Raw genomic sequence first — 15295 nt, 5'->3', positions numbered from 1 at the left:
GTGATGTCGGATGTGCTGATCGACCGCCCGGAGCTCGATGGGCTGGGGGTGTACGAATTCGGCTGGCACGATGAGGATGCCGCCGGAGCCATCGCGAAACGCGGGCTCTCCGAAGATGTCGTCCGCGGCATCTCGGCCCTCAAGAACGAGCCGGAATGGATGCTGAAGACCCGTCTGAAGGGTCTCGACCTGTTCGGCAAGAAGCCGATGCCGACCTGGGGCGCCGACCTCAGCGAGATCGACTTCGACAACATCAAGTACTTCGTGCGCTCGACGGAGAAGCAGGCGCAGTCCTGGGAGGACCTGCCTGTCGAGATCCGCGAGACGTACGAGCGTCTCGGCATCCCCGAGGCCGAACGCCAGCGTCTCGTCGCCGGCGTCGCCGCGCAGTACGAGTCCGAGGTCGTCTACCACCAGATCCGCGAGGACCTGGAGCAGCAGGGTGTCATCTTCATGGACACCGACACGGCCCTGCGCGAGCACCCCGAGTTCTTCGAGGAGTACTTCGGCACGGTCATCCCGGCCGGTGACAACAAGTTCGCCGCGCTGAACACCGCGGTGTGGTCGGGCGGCTCGTTCGTCTACGTCCCCAAGGGCGTTCACGTCGAGATCCCGCTGCAGGCCTACTTCCGCATCAACACCGAGAACATGGGCCAGTTCGAGCGGACCCTGATCATCGCCGACGAAGACAGCTACATCCACTACATCGAGGGCTGCACCGCCCCGATCTACAAGTCGGACTCGCTGCACTCGGCCGTGGTCGAGATCATCGTGAAGAAGAACGCCCGCGTGCGCTACACGACGATCCAGAACTGGTCGAACAACGTCTACAACCTCGTCACCAAGCGTGCGGTCGCCCACGAGGGCGCGACCATGGAATGGGTCGACGGCAACATCGGCTCCAAGGTGACGATGAAGTACCCGTCGATCTACCTCATGGGCGAGCACGCCAAGGGCGAGACGCTCTCGGTCGCGTTCGCGGGCCCCGGCCAGCACCAGGACGCCGGCGCGAAGATGATCCACATGGCGCCGTACACGCAGTCATCGATCGTGTCGAAGTCGATCGCACGAGGCGGCGGTCGCGCCGGTTACCGCGGCGAGGTGCGGGTGGATGCCAACGCGCACCACTCCGCCAACACCGTGCGCTGCGACGCGCTGCTCGTCGACACGAAGTCGCGCTCCGACACCTATCCGGCGATCGACATCCGCGTCGACGACGTGCAGCTCGGCCATGAGGCCACCGTGTCGAAGGTCAGCGAGGAGCAGCTCTTCTACCTGCAGTCCCGCGGCATGCCCGAGGACGAGGCGATGGCGATGATCGTGCGCGGCTTCATCGAGCCGATCGCGCGCGAGCTGCCGATGGAGTACGCGATGGAATTGAACAAGCTCATCGAGATGGGCATGGAAGGCAGCGTCGGCTAGATGACGGCTCAGGCTACGGCGTCCGCAGGGACGCAGGATTCGAACGCGCACATCGACCCGGCGGCACAGGTCGCCTCGGCGGGCTTCGTCCCGGTGCAGACCCGCTCCGAGCGGCCGCACTCCTTCGAACCCGGTGACTTCGGCGCGCCCACGGGCCGCGAGGTCAACTGGAAGCACACGCCGGTCGCGAAGCTGACGTCGCTGTTCTCGGTGGCGTCCCCGAACGACGGCGTCCGCTACGAGTTCGGCGCGGGGGAGCAGTACGTCTCCTCGCCGCTCGCGGCCGGCGACGCTCCGCGCGGCGAGGTCTTCCTCGCCGAGGACGTGACCGCGGCCGTCGCCTGGCAGGGCTCGGCAGAGGCGCTGCATGTGCGCATCCCCCGCGAGGAAGAGGTCGCGGAGCCCGTCTTCGTGTCGGTCACGGGCCTCGGGGCCGACCGCCGCGCCGACGCGCACATCGTGATCGAGGCTCTCGAGCACAGCTCGGCGACCGTCGTGCTCCAGCACACGGGTTCGGCGCAGTACGCGCAGAACGTCGAGATCCTGGTGCGTGATGGCGCGAAGCTCACCGTGATCAGCCTCCAGCAGTGGCAGGATGACGCCGTGCACGCGGCCGCGCATCAGGCCCGTGTCGGAGCAGATGCGACGCTCAAGCACTTCATCGTCAGCTTCGGCGGCGGCGTGGTGCGAGTCAACCCCAACGTCGAGCTCGCCGGCGCCGGCTCCGAGGGCTACCTGTACGGCCTGTCCTACGCGGACGCCGGGCAGCACCTCGAGAGCCAGGTGTACCTGCACCACAAGGGCCCGCACACCAAGGGCGACGTGCTCTACAAGGGCGCGCTGCAGGGCCAGGGCGCGCACAGCGTCTGGATCGGCGATGTGCTGATCGGCGCGAACGCCAACGGCACCGACTCCTACGAGGCCAACCGCAACCTGGTGCTCACCGAAGGCGCCCGGGCCGACTCGATCCCGAACCTCGAGATCGAGACGGGCGACATCCTCGGCGCCGGGCACGCGAGCGCGACCGGTCGTTTCGACGATGAGCAGCTCTTCTACCTCCAAGCTCGCGGCATCAGTGAAGAAGAGGCACGGCGTCTGGTCGTGCTCGGCTTCCTCACCGACATCGTGCAGCGTCTCGGCATCCCGGCCCTGGAGACGGAGCTGCTCGACGCCATCGAGACCGAACTCTCGGCGGTGAACGCATGACCGCCGAGCGCGTCTGCGGCGTCGCCGACCTCGAGCAGGACACCCCCCTGCGTGTCGAGCCGGCCGGCGTGCCCATCACCGTGATCAAGGACGGCGAGGGCGTCATCCACGCCATCGGCGACGTCTGCACCCACGGCGACATCTCCCTCTCCGAGGGCTTCGTCGAAGGCGACACAGTGGAGTGCTGGGCCCATGGCTCCGCCTTCTCCCTGATCACCGGCAAGCCCCAGAACCTCCCCGCTTATGAGCCCGTCCCGGTCTACGTCGTCGAGATCGACGGCGACGACGTGCTCATCGACCCGACCGTGACGAAGGAAGTCTGAATGTCTGTTCTCGAGATCCGCGACCTGTTTGTGACGGTCGAGACCGAGTCGGGGACCACCCCGATCCTCAACGGAATCACCCTCACCATGAACACCGGTGAGACCCATGCGATCATGGGCCCCAACGGCTCCGGCAAGTCGACGCTCGCCTACACGATCGCCGGTCACCCGAAGTACACCGTGACCTCCGGTTCGATCACGTTCGACGGCGAGGACGTCCTCGCGATGACCGTCGACGAGCGTGCGCGCGCGGGCCTGTTCCTCGCGATGCAGTACCCGGTGGAGATCCCCGGCGTGACCGTGACGAACTTCCTCCGCACGGCCAAGACCGCTCTCGACGGCGAGGCGCCGGCGATCCGCGGCTGGACCAAGGACGTCAAGGCGGCCATGGCAAACCTGCGCATGGACCCGAAGTTCGCGCAGCGCAACGTCAACGAGGGCTTCTCGGGCGGCGAGAAGAAGCGCCACGAGATCCTGCAGCTCGAGGTCCTGAAGCCGAAGTTCGCGATCCTCGACGAGACCGACTCCGGTCTCGACGTCGACGCCCTGAAGATCGTCTCCGAGGGCGTCAACCGCGCCAAGGAGTCGACCGGTCTCGGCGTTCTGCTGATCACGCACTACACGCGCATCCTCCGCTACATCCGTCCCGACTACGTGCACGTGGTCGTCGCGGGCAAGATCGTGGAAGAGGGCGGACCCGAGCTCGCCGACCGGCTCGAGGACGAGGGATACGACCGTTTCCTCGACCCCGCCGCTCCCATCGAGGCGTAGGCTGACCGCATGACCGCGACGCTCACCGACCAGAAGTACGACGAGGTCACCGAGGCTCTGAAAGACGTCATGGACCCCGAGCTGGGGATCAATGTCGTCGACCTCGGTCTGATCTACGACCTGGCCTGGGATGACGAGAACGACGCTCTCGTCATCCACATGACGCTCACCAGCGCCGGCTGCCCGCTGACCGACGTGCTCGAGGAGCAGACCGCCGAGGCTCTCGACAACGTGGTGGATCGCTTCCGCATCAACTGGGTGTGGATGCCGCCGTGGGGGCCCGAGAAGATCACCGACGACGGCCGCGACATGATGCGAGCCCTCGGCTTCGCGATCTAGGGATGCTCCGGGTCACGGCCCTGCCTCTGGCAGAGCTCCGCGAGCGCAGCAGTGAGAAGTGGCGGGAGTATCCCGCCGACGTCCTGCCGCTGTTCGTCGCGGAGACGGACTTCCCGCTCGCGCCGGCGATCACGAACGCTCTGCAGCGCGCCATCGAGGTCGGAGACACGGGTTACGTGGCCTCGCGCACTCCGCTCGCCGCATCCTTCGCCGCTTTCGCGCAGCGACGGTTCGGATGGACGCCGGACCCTGCCCGCATGCGGAGCACCGCCGATGTGAGCATGGGCATCGTGGAGATCCTCCGCCGTGTCACGCAACCCGGCGACCGGGTCATCGTCACGCCTCCGGTCTACCCGCCGTTCTATGAGCTCGTCGCTGAGGCGGGTGCCGAGGTCGTGCGAGTCCCGCTGCGCGATACCGGGACGGTATGGGAGCTCGATCTCGACGGCATCCGCGCCGCTTTCGAAGACGGCGCCACGGCGATCCTGCTCTGCAATCCGCACAACCCGACCGGCACCGTGCACGACCGCGACGCGCTGGTCGCGCTGGCGGAGATCGCCGACGAGTTCGGCGCCGCGGTCGTGTCCGACGAGATCCACGGACCGCTGGCCCAGCCCGGGACGGCCTTCACGCCGTTCCTGTCGGCGGGCGATGCCGCGCAGCGCGTCGGATACGCCGTCGTCAGTGCGAGCAAGGCCTTCAATCTCGCCGGTCTCAAGTGCGCGCTGATGGTCACGGCGGACGACGAGACGAGCGCCGTCGTTCGCGGCCTTCCCGTCGAGGTGGAGTGGCGCACCGGACAGTTCGGCCTGCTCGCCGCGGTCGCCGCGTTCTCGGAGGAGAGCCATGAGTGGCTCGACGGACTGCTGCGCACGCTGGACGAGAACCGGGTGCTCCTCGAAGATCTCCTGGCCTCGCGCCTGCCGGGTGCGCGGTATCGCATCCCCGACGCCGGGTATCTCGCGTGGATCGACCTGTCGGCCCTCGAGTGGGGAGACAACCCTGCACGGCGGATCCTGAAGGACGCCAGAGTCGCTCTGCACTACGGTCCCGCGTTCGGGGCCGAGGGCGCTGGTCACGTGCGACTGAACTTCGGCACGAGCCCTGAGATCCTCACCGAGGCCATCGAGCGCATCGCGGCGCTCGTCGCTCGATGACTCTCCCCGGGGCCGTCGCTTCGATCTGGGACCGCAACCGCATCTGGGTCACGCTCGGCGCCGTCGCCCTCATCTTCCTGGCAGCCATCGAGGCCCTCGCGGTGACGACGGTGATGCCGATCGTCAGTGAGGCTCTCGACGGACAGTCGCTCTATGCGGTCGCGTTCGCCGGGACGCTGGCGACGAGCGTGATCGGGATGGTGGCTGCCGGAGCATGGTCGGACGCGCGCGGACCACGCGGGGCCCTCTACGTCGCCGTGACGCTCTTCGTCGCCGGCCTCCTCATCTCGGGCCTCGCGCTGACCATGCACCAGTTCCTGATCGGGCGGCTGGTGCAGGGCCTCGGTACGGGCGGCCAGACCGTGGCGCTGTACGTCGTGGTCGCGCGACTGTACCCGCCGCACCTGCACGGGCGCATCTTCGCCGCCTTCGCCGCCGCGTGGGTGGTGCCGTCGATGGTCGGGCCGTTCCTCGCCGGTGCGGTTGCGGAGTACCTCGATTGGCGCTGGGCCTTCCTCGGCGTCGCGGTGCTGACCGCCGCGGCGTTCCTGATGATCGCGGTGCGGCTGCGCGGGGTGGATCTCGGCCACGGTGAACCCCAGGACGGCCGCGCGCTGATCAGGCGCCTGCTGCTCGCCGTAGTGGTGGCGGTGCTCGCCGTCGTGATCGGCTTCTCCGCCGACATGGCTCCGGCGATCGGGTGGCCCATCGCCCTCGGGGCGGTCATCGTGATCGCCTTCGCCGTGCTGCCCCTGGTGCCGCGCCGCACCCTGCGTGCCGGCGCCGGTCTGCCGAGCGTGGTGCTGATGCGCGGCATCGCGGCCGGGGCGTTCTTCGCCGCCGAGGCCTACATCCCGTATCTGCTCATGGAGCGATTCGGGTTCACGGCGACCTGGGCGGGCGTCGCCCTGATGCTCGCCGCGTTCGCCTGGGCCGGAGCATCCGCTCTCCAGGGGAAGTACGGCGAGAGCCTCGGCAATCACCGCATCACCCTGATCAGCCTCAGCCTGCTGCTGGTGGCCATGCTCAGCGTGCTGGTCGCTGCCGTGTTCGGCGTCTCACCGGTGATCGTGATCGTCGGGTGGGCGTTCGCCGGAGGAGGCATGGGACTGCTGTATCCGCGCCTCACCGTGCTCACGCTCGCCTACTCCGACGACACGAACCAGGGATTCAACTCCTCGGCCCTGTCGATCTCCGACGCGACGGGGTCGGCCGTCGCCATCGCTCTCGCCGGACTCGGCGTCGCCAATCTGGGCGGCGGGGCCGGTGCGTTCGCGGTCGTCTTCGCGTTCGGGATCGCGCTGGTGCTGCTGGCGGTGGTCCCCGGACTCAGGCTCGGTCACGCGGCGGAGTCGCGGCCGCACTGATCTCGCCGGCGAGGGAGGTGACTCCCAGGTCGAAGATGCGATCGAGGCCCGCGGTGACGTCGGTCTGGTCGCCGCCGAGCAGGGCGCCGTGGCTGTCGGCGTGCATGCGCTGCTGCACGAGCGTCGCGTGTCCGAGCACGAAGTGGAGGATCGCGACCGCGCGCTCTTCGGGATCGGCGGCGCCCTCGCGCTCGAGCGCTGTCGCCAGAGCGGACTGCGCGGGCGACGACCCCAGGCGCAGCGCGTACGTGCTGAGCACGAGCTCGGCGCCGTCCCGGTGGGCGAAGAGGGCATCGCGGATGCTTCGCGCCGTCGCCAGCACTCCGGCGCCGTGGCCGGGGATGACCGCTGTGATGCGGTCGGTGAGTTCGGCGAGAAGCTCCTGCTTGCTCGAGAAGTGCCAGTAGAGAGCGCTGGGCTGCACGTCGAGTCGAGAGGCGATGCGCCGCATCGAGAGGTCGGCGAGCCCCACCTCGTCGAGCAGGGCGAGAGCCGTGCGGGCGACGCTCTCGCGGTCGTGCCGGGCCGGATTGTGTTCGGGGCTCATGCTCTCACTATAGTGAACAGCGTTCAGGTGAACGGTGTTCAGGAGGCGGTCATCGCCCGATGGACAGAGGGCGGAGGTCGGCATGACGAAGAGCAGCACGACGACCCTGACCCGGTCGATCCTGCTCGATCGGGTCTCCGTCGAGTTCGATGGCAGCGCCGTGCTCCAGGACATCACGCTCGAGCTGCGGGCGCCCACCATCGCGGTGATCGGCGCGAACGGATCCGGCAAGTCGACGTTCGCGCGGCTGCTGAACGGGCTGGTCGGGCCGACGACCGGGCGAGTCCTCGTGCACGGGATCGATGCGACCAGCGACCGCACGGCCGTGCGTCGGCGCGTGGGCTTCGTGTTCGCGAATCCGGAGGCCCAGATCCTCATGCCGACCCCGGCCGAGGACCTCGCACTGTCGCTGCGCGGGCGGCCTCGCGATGAGATCGCCCGCCGCGTCGCCGAGACGCTCGACGCGCACGGTCTCGCCGCTCACGCCGATGCACCGGCATCGACGCTCTCCGGTGGTCAGAAGCAGATGCTCGCCCTCGCCTCGGTCCTCATCACCGAGCCCGACCTCATCGTGGCCGACGAGCCGACGACGCTCCTCGATCTGCGGAATGCCCGTCGCATCGGCGATCTGCTGCTCGCGCAGTCGGCGCAGGTCGTGCTGGTGACCCACGATCTCGAGCTGGCCGGTCGGTGCCATGCGGCAGTGCTGTTCGACGACGGTCGCGTCGCCGCATCCGGTGAGCCGGCGGAGGTCATCGACGCCTATCGTCGAGGATGCGGATGATCCAGCTCTACCGTCCGGGGTCGAGTCCTCTGCACCGCGCGCCGGCCGGCGCCAAGCTCGCCGTCCTCGCCGTCGCCGCCCTGATCCTCTCGCTGTACCCGCACGATCCTCTGAGCATCGGCGTCTCTCTGCTCGCCGTGTGCGGGCTCTACGTCGTCGCGCGTCTTCCCCTGCGGGTGCTGACAGCCGAGCTCTGGAGACTGCGCTGGATCGTGCTGGTCCTCTCCGTGGCTCTGATCGTGTTCGTGTCGCCGGCTGCGGCGTGGATCAGCACCGGACGGGTCGTGGCTCTGCTGCTGCTGGCGAGCCTGCTGACGCTCACCACCCGGATGTCCGCGCTGCTCGAGGTCCTGCGGGGGCTGCTGCGTCCGTTCCGCCGGGTGGGAGTCGACCCCGAGGCCGTCGCCATGACGATCTCGCTCACCATCACGATGATCCCGGTGATCGCCGGGTTCGTCGATCGCGTGCGCGAGGCGGGACGTGCCCGCGGGGTGCGGCTGGGTCCGCGGGCCGTGGTGCCGTTGCTGGTGCTCGCGCTCCGGCACGCGGACGACGTCGGCGATGCGCTGGCCGCCCGAGGGATCGGCTGATCCCTCAGCCGATTGCGATGGATGCCCGAGGGCGCGCAGATGCCTCGGGCGCCCGCCGGGCGAGCCTCAGCGACGCTGCCAGGAGGGCGACCGCGATCATCGCGGTCGCGACCGACGTGCCGAGGACGAGCAGCAGCACGATGCCGACGAGCCCGAGAAGCGCACCGAGCGCGAGTCCGCGTGCCGACCTCGTCGGCTCGGGTGCCGGCAGCGTCTCGAATCGCGTGAACGCCATCGCCACGACCGCCGTGAGCGCGAGGGCCGTCGCCAGCCACAGCGGACGCCCAGCCCACCAATCGCCGCTGCCGAGCGCCGGCAGCGCCGCGCCGGTCAGGAGCGCGAACACCGCCGTCAGCCCGGCCATCGCGAGCAGGATCGGCATGTGCCAGAGGTAGACGGTCATGGCGCGGCGTGTCACGAAGCCGGTGAAGGCGGCCGGAAGCGGACGCCGGCTGAAACGCTCGATGCGGTCGCGATGGAGCGAGACCGCACCGGCGTGCACGACCCCGACGAGCAGCAGCGCCGCCGTCGGAGGATTGATGTTCGCGATGAGGTCGGGGGAGTACACGCCGGTGAGGAAGGCGACCGTCAGCAGGACGAGCGCGCCGGCGACAGCCAGGACGCGCGTCCGCCGGCTCAGCGCGTCGATGCGACCGTCGGCGAGGAAGAACCCGAGCTGCTGCAGAGCCATCCACACGAAGGCGAGGTTCAGGAAGCCGAGGCCGTCGATGCCCGTGACGGCGCGGAGAACGTCCACCAGCACGGATCCCGCGGCGAGCGTGCCGATCGTCGCATACGGGGCGCGGCGATGTGCTGCCGCCAGCGCCGGCAGGAGCGCCTGACACAGCACGAACACGCCGAGGAACCAGAGCGGCTGCCCGTAGCGGAAGCCCGCGATGGCGAGGAGGTCGGCGGGGATGCCGATCACGGTGAGCACGGCGAGGGCGAGGCCGACGACGACCACGGTGAAGATCGCGGGGCGGAAGAGGCGGTGCAGGCGTCCGGCGACGAAGTCGGTCGCCGAGCCGCCGCGTTCGCGCAGCTGCCCGTAGGCGAGATAGCCCGAGAATCCGCCGATCACGAAGAACAGCGGCATCACCTGGAGCACCCAGCTCAGCGGCGTGATCCACCAGGAGCCATCGCTGGCGTTCTCGAACACCGGTCCCGAGCCGGTGACCGTGACGCCCACCATGATCCCGTGCAGCAGCACCACGCCCAGGACGCAGAGTGCCCGGATGAGATCGATACCGGTGTCGCGCGGAGGGCGATGCGGGGGAGCGGGAGTCGCGGTGCGCGGCGCCGGGGCGATGGTCATGAGTCCTCCTCGGGAGCGGTGTTCCCGAAGACTATGGACGCGGTGCGCGAGCGGACATCACCCCGGGGTGCTGTTCCCGACCCCTACCCCGGAGTGAGTCAGGAGGAGGGTTCGACGAGTCCGGTGTCGTAGGCGAGGATCACGGCGTGCACCCGGTCGCGCAGGCTCAGCTTCGCGAGCACCTTGCCGACGTGGGTCTTCACGGTCTGCTCGGCGATGAAGAGGTCGGCGGCGATCTCGGTGTTCGAGCGTCCCTTGCCGATCAGCACGAGCACCTCGCGTTCGCGTTCGGTCAGCTCCGCGAGCGCGGTCGCGGAGCGGGGTGCGCGGGGTCGCCGCCCGGCGAACTGCTCGATCATGCGGCGTGTGACGCTGGGAGCCAGCAGCGCATCACCGTCTGCCACCACGCGGACCGCGTGCACGAGCTCCTCGGGGAGGGCGTCCTTCAGCAGGAATCCGCTGGCGCCGGCCTCGAGAGCGTCATACACGTAGTCATCGATGTCGAAGGTCGTGAGCATCAGGATGCGCGGCACGTGCGCCGCCGGGTACGTCGGCCCCAGGATGCGGCGGGTGGCCTCGATGCCGTCGAGTTCGGGCATCCGCACGTCCATCAGGATCACATCGGGGTCGACGCGCGCCGCCAGCGTGACCGCCTCGGCACCGGTCGCGGCCTGTCCCACCACGCGGATGCCCTCATGGGCGTTCAGCAGGGCGGCGAACCCGGCGCGGACCATGGCCTGGTCGTCGGCGATGAGCACGCTGATCGTCACGTGGTCTCCTTCTCGGGGGCGGGGTGATCGGCGGAGCTGAGGGGGAGTGACGCCTCGACGGTCCAACCGCCGTCGGCATCGGGGCCCGCGGAGAGGCTGCCGCCGAGGAGCTCGGAGCGCTCGCGCATGCCACGAAGACCGTACCCCGGGCCATGGGTGTCGGGAATTCGCGGCGGCATGTCGTTGTGCACGCGGATCCGGATGCTCGTCGCATCCGCGTGCAGACGTACTTCGATGCGGGCGCCGGGCGCATGCCGCACGGCGTTGCTCAGGGCCTCCTGCACGATGCGGAACGTGGCGATCTGCACGGCGGGGTTCGCGGCGGCCGCAGCGTCGCCGCCCTCGACCACCAGCCCGACTTCCACGCCGGCGCGACGGATGCTGTCCACCAGCGCCGGCACGTCGTCGATGCCCTGCTGGGGGGCGAGCTCCGCGCTCTGGTCCTCGGTGCGCAGCACGCCGAGCATCCGCCGCATCTCGGTGAGAGACGCGCGAGCCGTCGCTGCGATGTCGTCGAACTCCGCGATGGCGGCCTCGCCGACCTCCGGGATGCGGTAGCGGGCAGTGGAGGCCTGCACCTGGATCACCGACATGCTGTGCGCCACGACGTCGTGCAGTTCCCGTGCGATGCGGGTGCGTTCCTCGACCAGGGCGCGCCGCGATCCCTCGAGCGCGCTGTGCTCCTTCTCGCGGGTCAGCTCCTGGGACACCCGGAGGCGACCGGCCACCAGCGCCGCGATGAGGAACATCGCCGCCGCGAGGGAGACGGTCACGATGAGGTCGGCGGTGGAGCTGCCTGCGGATCCCGGGGTGGCGACCATGTCCGGCCGCAGAAGTGGCGCGACGAGAGCCGCGAGCACGCCGAAGACCAGAGGGAGGGCGCCGACGCGGGCGCCGTGGACGAACGTGACGACGCCGACGAAGAGCACGAAGGTCACGAGCGCCGGCACCGACCAGGGCCAGGGGGCGTGGGTCGCGAGTTCCGGAACGACGATGAGGGGCAGGACGAAGGCGGCCGCCGTGAAGAGCAGGGTGGCCCCTCGCGGGCGGGAGAGCGCCAGGATCGGCGATCCGCACAGTGCCGCGCCCAGGAGGAACGACAGGGGCAGCGGCGTGCCGTACGCGACCGTCTGGATCGGCACGAGGTTCGCGTACAGCCCGATGCACGCCGCATACAGCGCCACCAGGGCAGCGGTGCGCGGATTGATCCGCGGACGGCGCGGGGTGCGCTCTCGGCGACGTGCCATGTCTGTCATCCTGCCAGTCGAACGACGGACTCGCGCCGGCGACGGGCCGCAGCGACACGGTCGATCACGAGGCCGATCACGAGCGCGATGACGACGCCGAATGCGGCGCTGAGCAGCGGCTGGTCCTTGATCCATGCTCCGGCGAGGAGCCCGATGGCGAGGCTGAAGATGCTCCAGCTCAGGCCGGCGATCAGGCTGAGCGGCAGGAAGCGGCGCCAGCGGAAGCCGAGCGCACCGGCGGACATGTTCACCGCGACCCGGCCGACGGGGATGTAGCGGGCGCCGAGGATGAGCGTGGCGCTGCGGCGATCCAGCGCGGTCTGGGCGTGCGCGAAGGCTGCGGCCACCCGCGGTCGTCGCATCCAGGGGTAACGCGTCGTGCCGAGTCTCCGGCCGATGGCGAAGGCGATGTTGTCGCCGATCGCCGCGCCGATCGCGGCGACGATGCCGAGGAGCAGCAGGTTCCCGTCACCGGAGGAGGCCGCGACGGCTGCCGCGGCGACGAGGACCGTCTCGCTCGGGATCGGCGGGAAGAACCCGTCGATGATCGTCACGGCGAAGAGCACGAGGTACAGCCACGGCGAGGCGATCGCCTGCATGATGATGTCGTTGAGGATGTCCACCCCTGCACGTTATGGACGGCATGCCGGTGGCGGCATCCCTCTGGAGTATCGTCCCGCTCACTCTCCGGGGTGATCTTCCTGACCGGTGCTCCCTGCCGCGCCGCTTATACTGGGAGGCTGGCCCCTCGGCCGAACCCTCCCTCTGAACGAACGGACATCCGCTGTGCTTGCCGTGCACGACCTCGAGATCCGCGTTGGCGCGCGCCTGCTCATGGAGAACGTCTCCTTCCGCGTCGCCGACGGCGACAAGATCGGACTCGTCGGTCGCAACGGCGCCGGGAAGACCACGCTCACCAAGGTCCTCGCCGGCGACGTGCTGCCGTCGGACGGCACCGTGACGCGTTCGGGGGAGCTCGGCTACCTGCCGCAGGACCCGCGCTCCGGCAACCCGGAAGACCTCGCTCGCACCCGCATCCTCGACGCGCGCGGACTCGGTCAGCTGAATCTCGGGATGACCGAGGCATCGCTCGCGATGGGATCCGACGATCCTGCCGTCGCCGAGAAGGCGATGAAGCGCTACGCCGCCCTCACCGAGAAGTTCGAGGCGCAGGGCGGTTACGCCGCCGAAGCCCAAGCCGCGTCGATCGCGCACAACCTGTCGCTGCCCGATCGCATCCTCGATCAGCCGCTCTCGACCCTCTCGGGTGGCCAGCGCCGCCGCATCGAGCTCGCGCGCATCCTCTTCTCCGATGCGCAGACGATGATCCTCGACGAGCCGACCAACCACCTCGACGCCGACAGCGTCGTGTGGCTGCGCGAGTTCCTCAAGGGGTACAAGGGTGGTCTGATCGTGATCAGCCACGACGTGGAGCTCGTCGGCGAGACCGTGAACCGGGTGTTCTACCTCGACGCGAATCGTCAGGTCATCGACACCTACAACATGAACTGGAAGAACTACCTGCGCCAGCGGGTGGCCGACGAGGAGCGCCGCAAGAAGGAGCGCGCCAACGTCGAGAAGAAGGCCACGACCCTGCAGCTGCAGGCCGCCCGCTTCGGCGCGAAGGCCTCGAAGGCGGCGGCCGCGCACCAGATGGTCGCTCGCGCCGAGAAGATGCTCGCGGGGCTCGACGATGTGCGCCAGGAAGACCGCGTCGCCAAGCTGCGGTTCCCGAAGCCGGCGCCCTGCGGCAAGACGCCGCTCATGGCCTCCGGTCTGTCGAAGTCGTACGGATCGCTCGAGATCTTCACGGACGTCGACCTCGCGATCGATCGCGGCTCCAAGGTCGTGATCCTCGGACTCAACGGTGCCGGCAAGACGACGCTGCTGCGGATGCTGGCCGGCGTCGACCAGCCCGACACGGGACACCTCGAGCCGGGGCACGGTCTCAAGGTGGGCTACTACGCGCAGGAGCACGAGAACCTCGACGTGCATCGCTCGGTGCTCGAGAACATGGTCTCCGCCGCTCCGCACATCACCGAGACCGAGGCGCGCAAGGTGCTCGGTTCGTTCCTCTTCACGGGCGATGACGTGCTGAAGCCGGCGGGCGTCCTGTCCGGTGGAGAGAAGACCCGTCTGTCGCTGGCGACGCTCGTGGTGTCGTCGGCGAACCTCCTGCTCCTCGACGAGCCCACCAACAACCTCGATCCCGCTTCTCGCGAAGAGATCCTCGGCGCGCTGGCGCACTACGAGGGTGCGGTCGTCCTCGTCTCGCACGACCCGGGCGCGGTGCAGTCCCTCAACCCGGAGCGCGTCCTGATCCTGCCGGACGGCGTCGAGGACATCTGGAGCCAGGACTACCAGGACCTCATCGAGCTCGCCTGAGCGGCGCGCACGCATGGCATAGTCGAGAGGGTGATCCTCGATGCTGCTGACCGCGAGACCTTCTCTCTGAACGACTGGCTCCGCGGTCGCCCCGCGCTCACCGGCGTCGCGCCGGAATGGGATCTCGACACGTTGCCGGCTGATCCTTCCACGCTCTTCGCGCAGTGGATGCAGCAGGCGGCCGCGGACGGCGTTCCGGAACCGCACACCGCGACGCTCGCGACCGTCGATGCCGACGGGGTTCCCGACGCGCGGACCCTGATCCTGAAGGCGATCGACCCTGTCGGATGGGCTTTCGCGAGCACGCGCTCCTCACGCAAAGGCGCACAGCTCGCGCACATGCCTGCGGCCGCGCTGAACTTCTGGTGGCAGCCGCAGGTGCGTGCGGTTCGCGTGCGCGGTCCGGTGGAAGAGGCGACAGCCGAGGAGAGCGCCGCAGATCTCGCGGCACGATCGCCCGCAGCGCAGGCGGATATCGCCCCAGGCGACTGGGTGCGCTGGCGGATCGTTCCGACGCGGATCGAATTCTGGCAGGGGTCGCGCGACCGTCGACACACGCGGGTCGTCTATGTGCCGGACGGTGAAGGCTGGTCGTACGCGGTCCTCGGGGACGCATGATGGGCGCGGAGGGAACACGATGAGCGGATACCAGGTCGTCGAGATCGGCGCGCTCGACGAGTGGCGGGACCATCACGGCGGCTTCGACGCGGCGCGGTCGAGGGATGGACGCCGGGTCATCGACCACGAGCTGACGATGCAGTACATCGGGATGACGGCGAACGCCCTGGAGCCGGGGGAACAAGCCGGATACTGGCACGTGCACGCGAAGATCGAGGAGGTCTACGTGTTCCTCGGCGGGCGCGGCCAGATGGGTCTGGACGATGATGTCGTCGAGGTGGGGCCCGGTACCGTGATCCGGGTCGGTCAGGGGGTCGCGCGCACGTGGCGGGCCCGCACGGACAGCCCCGGCGAATTGCGCTGGCTGTGCATCCGGGCCGGCGGTGACGAGCTGCCGCACCTTCCGGACGACAGTGAGCGTCTGCCGGACAGGCCGATGCCCTGGGCGGACTGA

Annotated in this window: 17 protein-coding genes; 12 read left to right on the top strand and 5 right to left on the bottom strand. The window is 69.2% G+C overall.

From position 1 onward, the window contains the following. Positions 1-3 precede the first annotated feature (3 nt). From sufB to DW306_RS14865, 7 genes are read left to right on the top strand one after another with little or no spacing between them, the layout of a single operon-like run. The gene (sufB, locus tag DW306_RS14895; protein WP_136056374.1) at positions 4-1422 is read left to right on the top strand and encodes a Fe-S cluster assembly protein SufB; all 1419 of its coding nucleotides are present in this window, start codon (positions 4-6) and stop codon (positions 1420-1422) included. Then, on the top strand, positions 1423-2628 hold the full coding sequence (gene sufD / locus DW306_RS14890; RefSeq protein WP_136056373.1) for a Fe-S cluster assembly protein SufD: 1206 nt from the start codon (positions 1423-1425) through the stop codon (positions 2626-2628). It begins immediately after the preceding gene. Next, on the top strand, positions 2625-2951 hold the full coding sequence (locus tag DW306_RS14885) for a non-heme iron oxygenase ferredoxin subunit (protein WP_136056372.1): 327 nt from the start codon (positions 2625-2627) through the stop codon (positions 2949-2951). The genes sufD and DW306_RS14885 overlap by 4 nt, the downstream gene beginning before the upstream one ends. Continuing rightward, entirely contained in the window at positions 2952-3722 is a 771-nt protein-coding gene (sufC, locus tag DW306_RS14880; protein WP_136056371.1) for a Fe-S cluster assembly ATPase SufC, read from the top strand. Positions 3723-3731: 9 nt separating this feature from the next. Beyond that, positions 3732-4061, top strand: coding sequence for a metal-sulfur cluster assembly factor (locus tag DW306_RS14875; RefSeq protein WP_116637041.1), 330 nt, complete (start codon positions 3732-3734; stop codon positions 4059-4061). Between the two features lie 2 nt (positions 4062-4063). After that, positions 4064-5218 (top strand): aminotransferase class I/II-fold pyridoxal phosphate-dependent enzyme, encoded by a 1155-nt coding sequence (locus tag DW306_RS14870; protein WP_136056370.1) that lies wholly within the window; start codon positions 4064-4066, stop codon positions 5216-5218. Further along, positions 5215-6585, top strand: coding sequence for an MFS transporter (locus tag DW306_RS14865; protein ID WP_136056369.1), 1371 nt, complete (start codon positions 5215-5217; stop codon positions 6583-6585). The genes DW306_RS14870 and DW306_RS14865 overlap by 4 nt, the downstream gene beginning before the upstream one ends. On the opposite strand, the gene DW306_RS14860 is transcribed toward DW306_RS14865, so the two are convergent. Beyond that, complete coding sequence (locus DW306_RS14860) at positions 6548-7132, bottom strand: TetR family transcriptional regulator (protein WP_136056368.1); 585 nt, start codon at positions 7130-7132, stop codon at positions 6548-6550. The genes DW306_RS14865 and DW306_RS14860 overlap by 38 nt on opposite strands. Before the next feature lie 82 nt (positions 7133-7214). On the opposite strand from DW306_RS14860, the gene DW306_RS14855 reads away from it, so the two are divergent. Both DW306_RS14855 and DW306_RS14850 read left to right on the top strand, forming a co-directional pair. Then, positions 7215-7916: an ABC transporter ATP-binding protein gene (locus tag DW306_RS14855; protein ID WP_136056367.1), complete on the top strand. Its 702-nt coding sequence runs from the start codon at positions 7215-7217 to the stop codon at positions 7914-7916. After that, entirely contained in the window at positions 7913-8506 is a 594-nt protein-coding gene (locus DW306_RS14850) for an energy-coupling factor transporter transmembrane protein EcfT (protein ID WP_136056366.1), read from the top strand. Before DW306_RS14855 ends, DW306_RS14850 begins: the two co-directional genes overlap by 4 nt. 4 nt (positions 8507-8510) lie before the next feature. Here DW306_RS14850 and DW306_RS14845 read toward each other — a convergent pair whose 3' ends face one another. From DW306_RS14845 to DW306_RS14830, 4 genes are all read right to left on the bottom strand, one after another. Then, positions 8511-9821: an acyltransferase gene (locus tag DW306_RS14845; RefSeq protein ID WP_136056365.1), complete on the bottom strand. Its 1311-nt coding sequence runs from the start codon at positions 9819-9821 to the stop codon at positions 8511-8513. Positions 9822-9919: 98 nt separating this feature from the next. Next, positions 9920-10591 (bottom strand): response regulator transcription factor, encoded by a 672-nt coding sequence (locus DW306_RS14840; RefSeq protein WP_136056364.1) that lies wholly within the window; start codon positions 10589-10591, stop codon positions 9920-9922. Continuing rightward, positions 10588-11838: a sensor histidine kinase gene (locus DW306_RS14835; protein ID WP_136056363.1), complete on the bottom strand. Its 1251-nt coding sequence runs from the start codon at positions 11836-11838 to the stop codon at positions 10588-10590. The genes DW306_RS14840 and DW306_RS14835 overlap by 4 nt, the downstream gene beginning before the upstream one ends. Positions 11839-11843: 5 nt before the next feature. Beyond that, positions 11844-12461, bottom strand: coding sequence for a VTT domain-containing protein (locus tag DW306_RS14830; RefSeq protein ID WP_136056362.1), 618 nt, complete (start codon positions 12459-12461; stop codon positions 11844-11846). Positions 12462-12624: 163 nt separating this feature from the next. On the opposite strand from DW306_RS14830, the gene abc-f reads away from it, so the two are divergent. Genes abc-f through DW306_RS14815 form a run of 3 tightly spaced genes read left to right on the top strand, consistent with a single transcriptional unit; the run spans position 12625 to position 15295 of the window. After that, positions 12625-14223, top strand: a complete 1599-nt coding sequence (gene abc-f / locus DW306_RS14825) for a ribosomal protection-like ABC-F family protein (protein ID WP_136056361.1) — start codon at positions 12625-12627, stop codon at positions 14221-14223. A 30-nt stretch (positions 14224-14253) separates the two neighbouring features. Next, positions 14254-14841, top strand: coding sequence for a pyridoxamine 5'-phosphate oxidase family protein (locus DW306_RS14820; protein ID WP_240747211.1), 588 nt, complete (start codon positions 14254-14256; stop codon positions 14839-14841). Between the two features lie 19 nt (positions 14842-14860). After that, entirely contained in the window at positions 14861-15295 is a 435-nt protein-coding gene (locus DW306_RS14815) for a cupin domain-containing protein (RefSeq protein ID WP_136056360.1), read from the top strand.

Source organism: Microbacterium sp. K24 (assembly GCF_004794465.1).
In the GTDB taxonomy this organism is placed as follows: domain Bacteria; phylum Actinomycetota; class Actinomycetes; order Actinomycetales; family Microbacteriaceae; genus Microbacterium.
The sequence above is the reverse complement of the archived record's forward strand: the minus strand, read 5'-3'. Positions and strand labels throughout refer to the sequence as shown.

Excerpts from the sequence above, each read along its gene's own strand:
- DW306_RS14815 (WP_136056360.1), top strand. The coding sequence starts at position 14,861 with ATGAGCGGATACCAGGTCGTCGAGATCGGCGCGCTCGACGAGTGGCGG.
- DW306_RS14865 (WP_136056369.1), top strand. The coding sequence starts at position 5,215 with ATGACTCTCCCCGGGGCCGTCGCTTCGATCTGGGACCGCAACCGCATC.
- sufC (WP_136056371.1), top strand. The coding sequence starts at position 2,952 with ATGTCTGTTCTCGAGATCCGCGACCTGTTTGTGACGGTCGAGACCGAG.
- sufB (WP_136056374.1), top strand. The coding sequence starts at position 4 with ATGTCGGATGTGCTGATCGACCGCCCGGAGCTCGATGGGCTGGGGGTG.
- DW306_RS14855 (WP_136056367.1), top strand. The coding sequence starts at position 7,215 with ATGACGAAGAGCAGCACGACGACCCTGACCCGGTCGATCCTGCTCGAT.
- DW306_RS14870 (WP_136056370.1), top strand. The coding sequence starts at position 4,064 with ATGCTCCGGGTCACGGCCCTGCCTCTGGCAGAGCTCCGCGAGCGCAGC.
- DW306_RS14860 (WP_136056368.1), bottom strand. The coding sequence starts at position 7,132 with ATGAGCCCCGAACACAATCCGGCCCGGCACGACCGCGAGAGCGTCGCC.
- sufD (WP_136056373.1), top strand. The coding sequence starts at position 1,423 with ATGACGGCTCAGGCTACGGCGTCCGCAGGGACGCAGGATTCGAACGCG.
- DW306_RS14850 (WP_136056366.1), top strand. The coding sequence starts at position 7,913 with ATGATCCAGCTCTACCGTCCGGGGTCGAGTCCTCTGCACCGCGCGCCG.
- DW306_RS14845 (WP_136056365.1), bottom strand. The coding sequence starts at position 9,821 with ATGACCATCGCCCCGGCGCCGCGCACCGCGACTCCCGCTCCCCCGCAT.
- DW306_RS14875 (WP_116637041.1), top strand. The coding sequence starts at position 3,732 with ATGACCGCGACGCTCACCGACCAGAAGTACGACGAGGTCACCGAGGCT.
- DW306_RS14835 (WP_136056363.1), bottom strand. The coding sequence starts at position 11,838 with ATGGCACGTCGCCGAGAGCGCACCCCGCGCCGTCCGCGGATCAATCCG.
- DW306_RS14885 (WP_136056372.1), top strand. The coding sequence starts at position 2,625 with ATGACCGCCGAGCGCGTCTGCGGCGTCGCCGACCTCGAGCAGGACACC.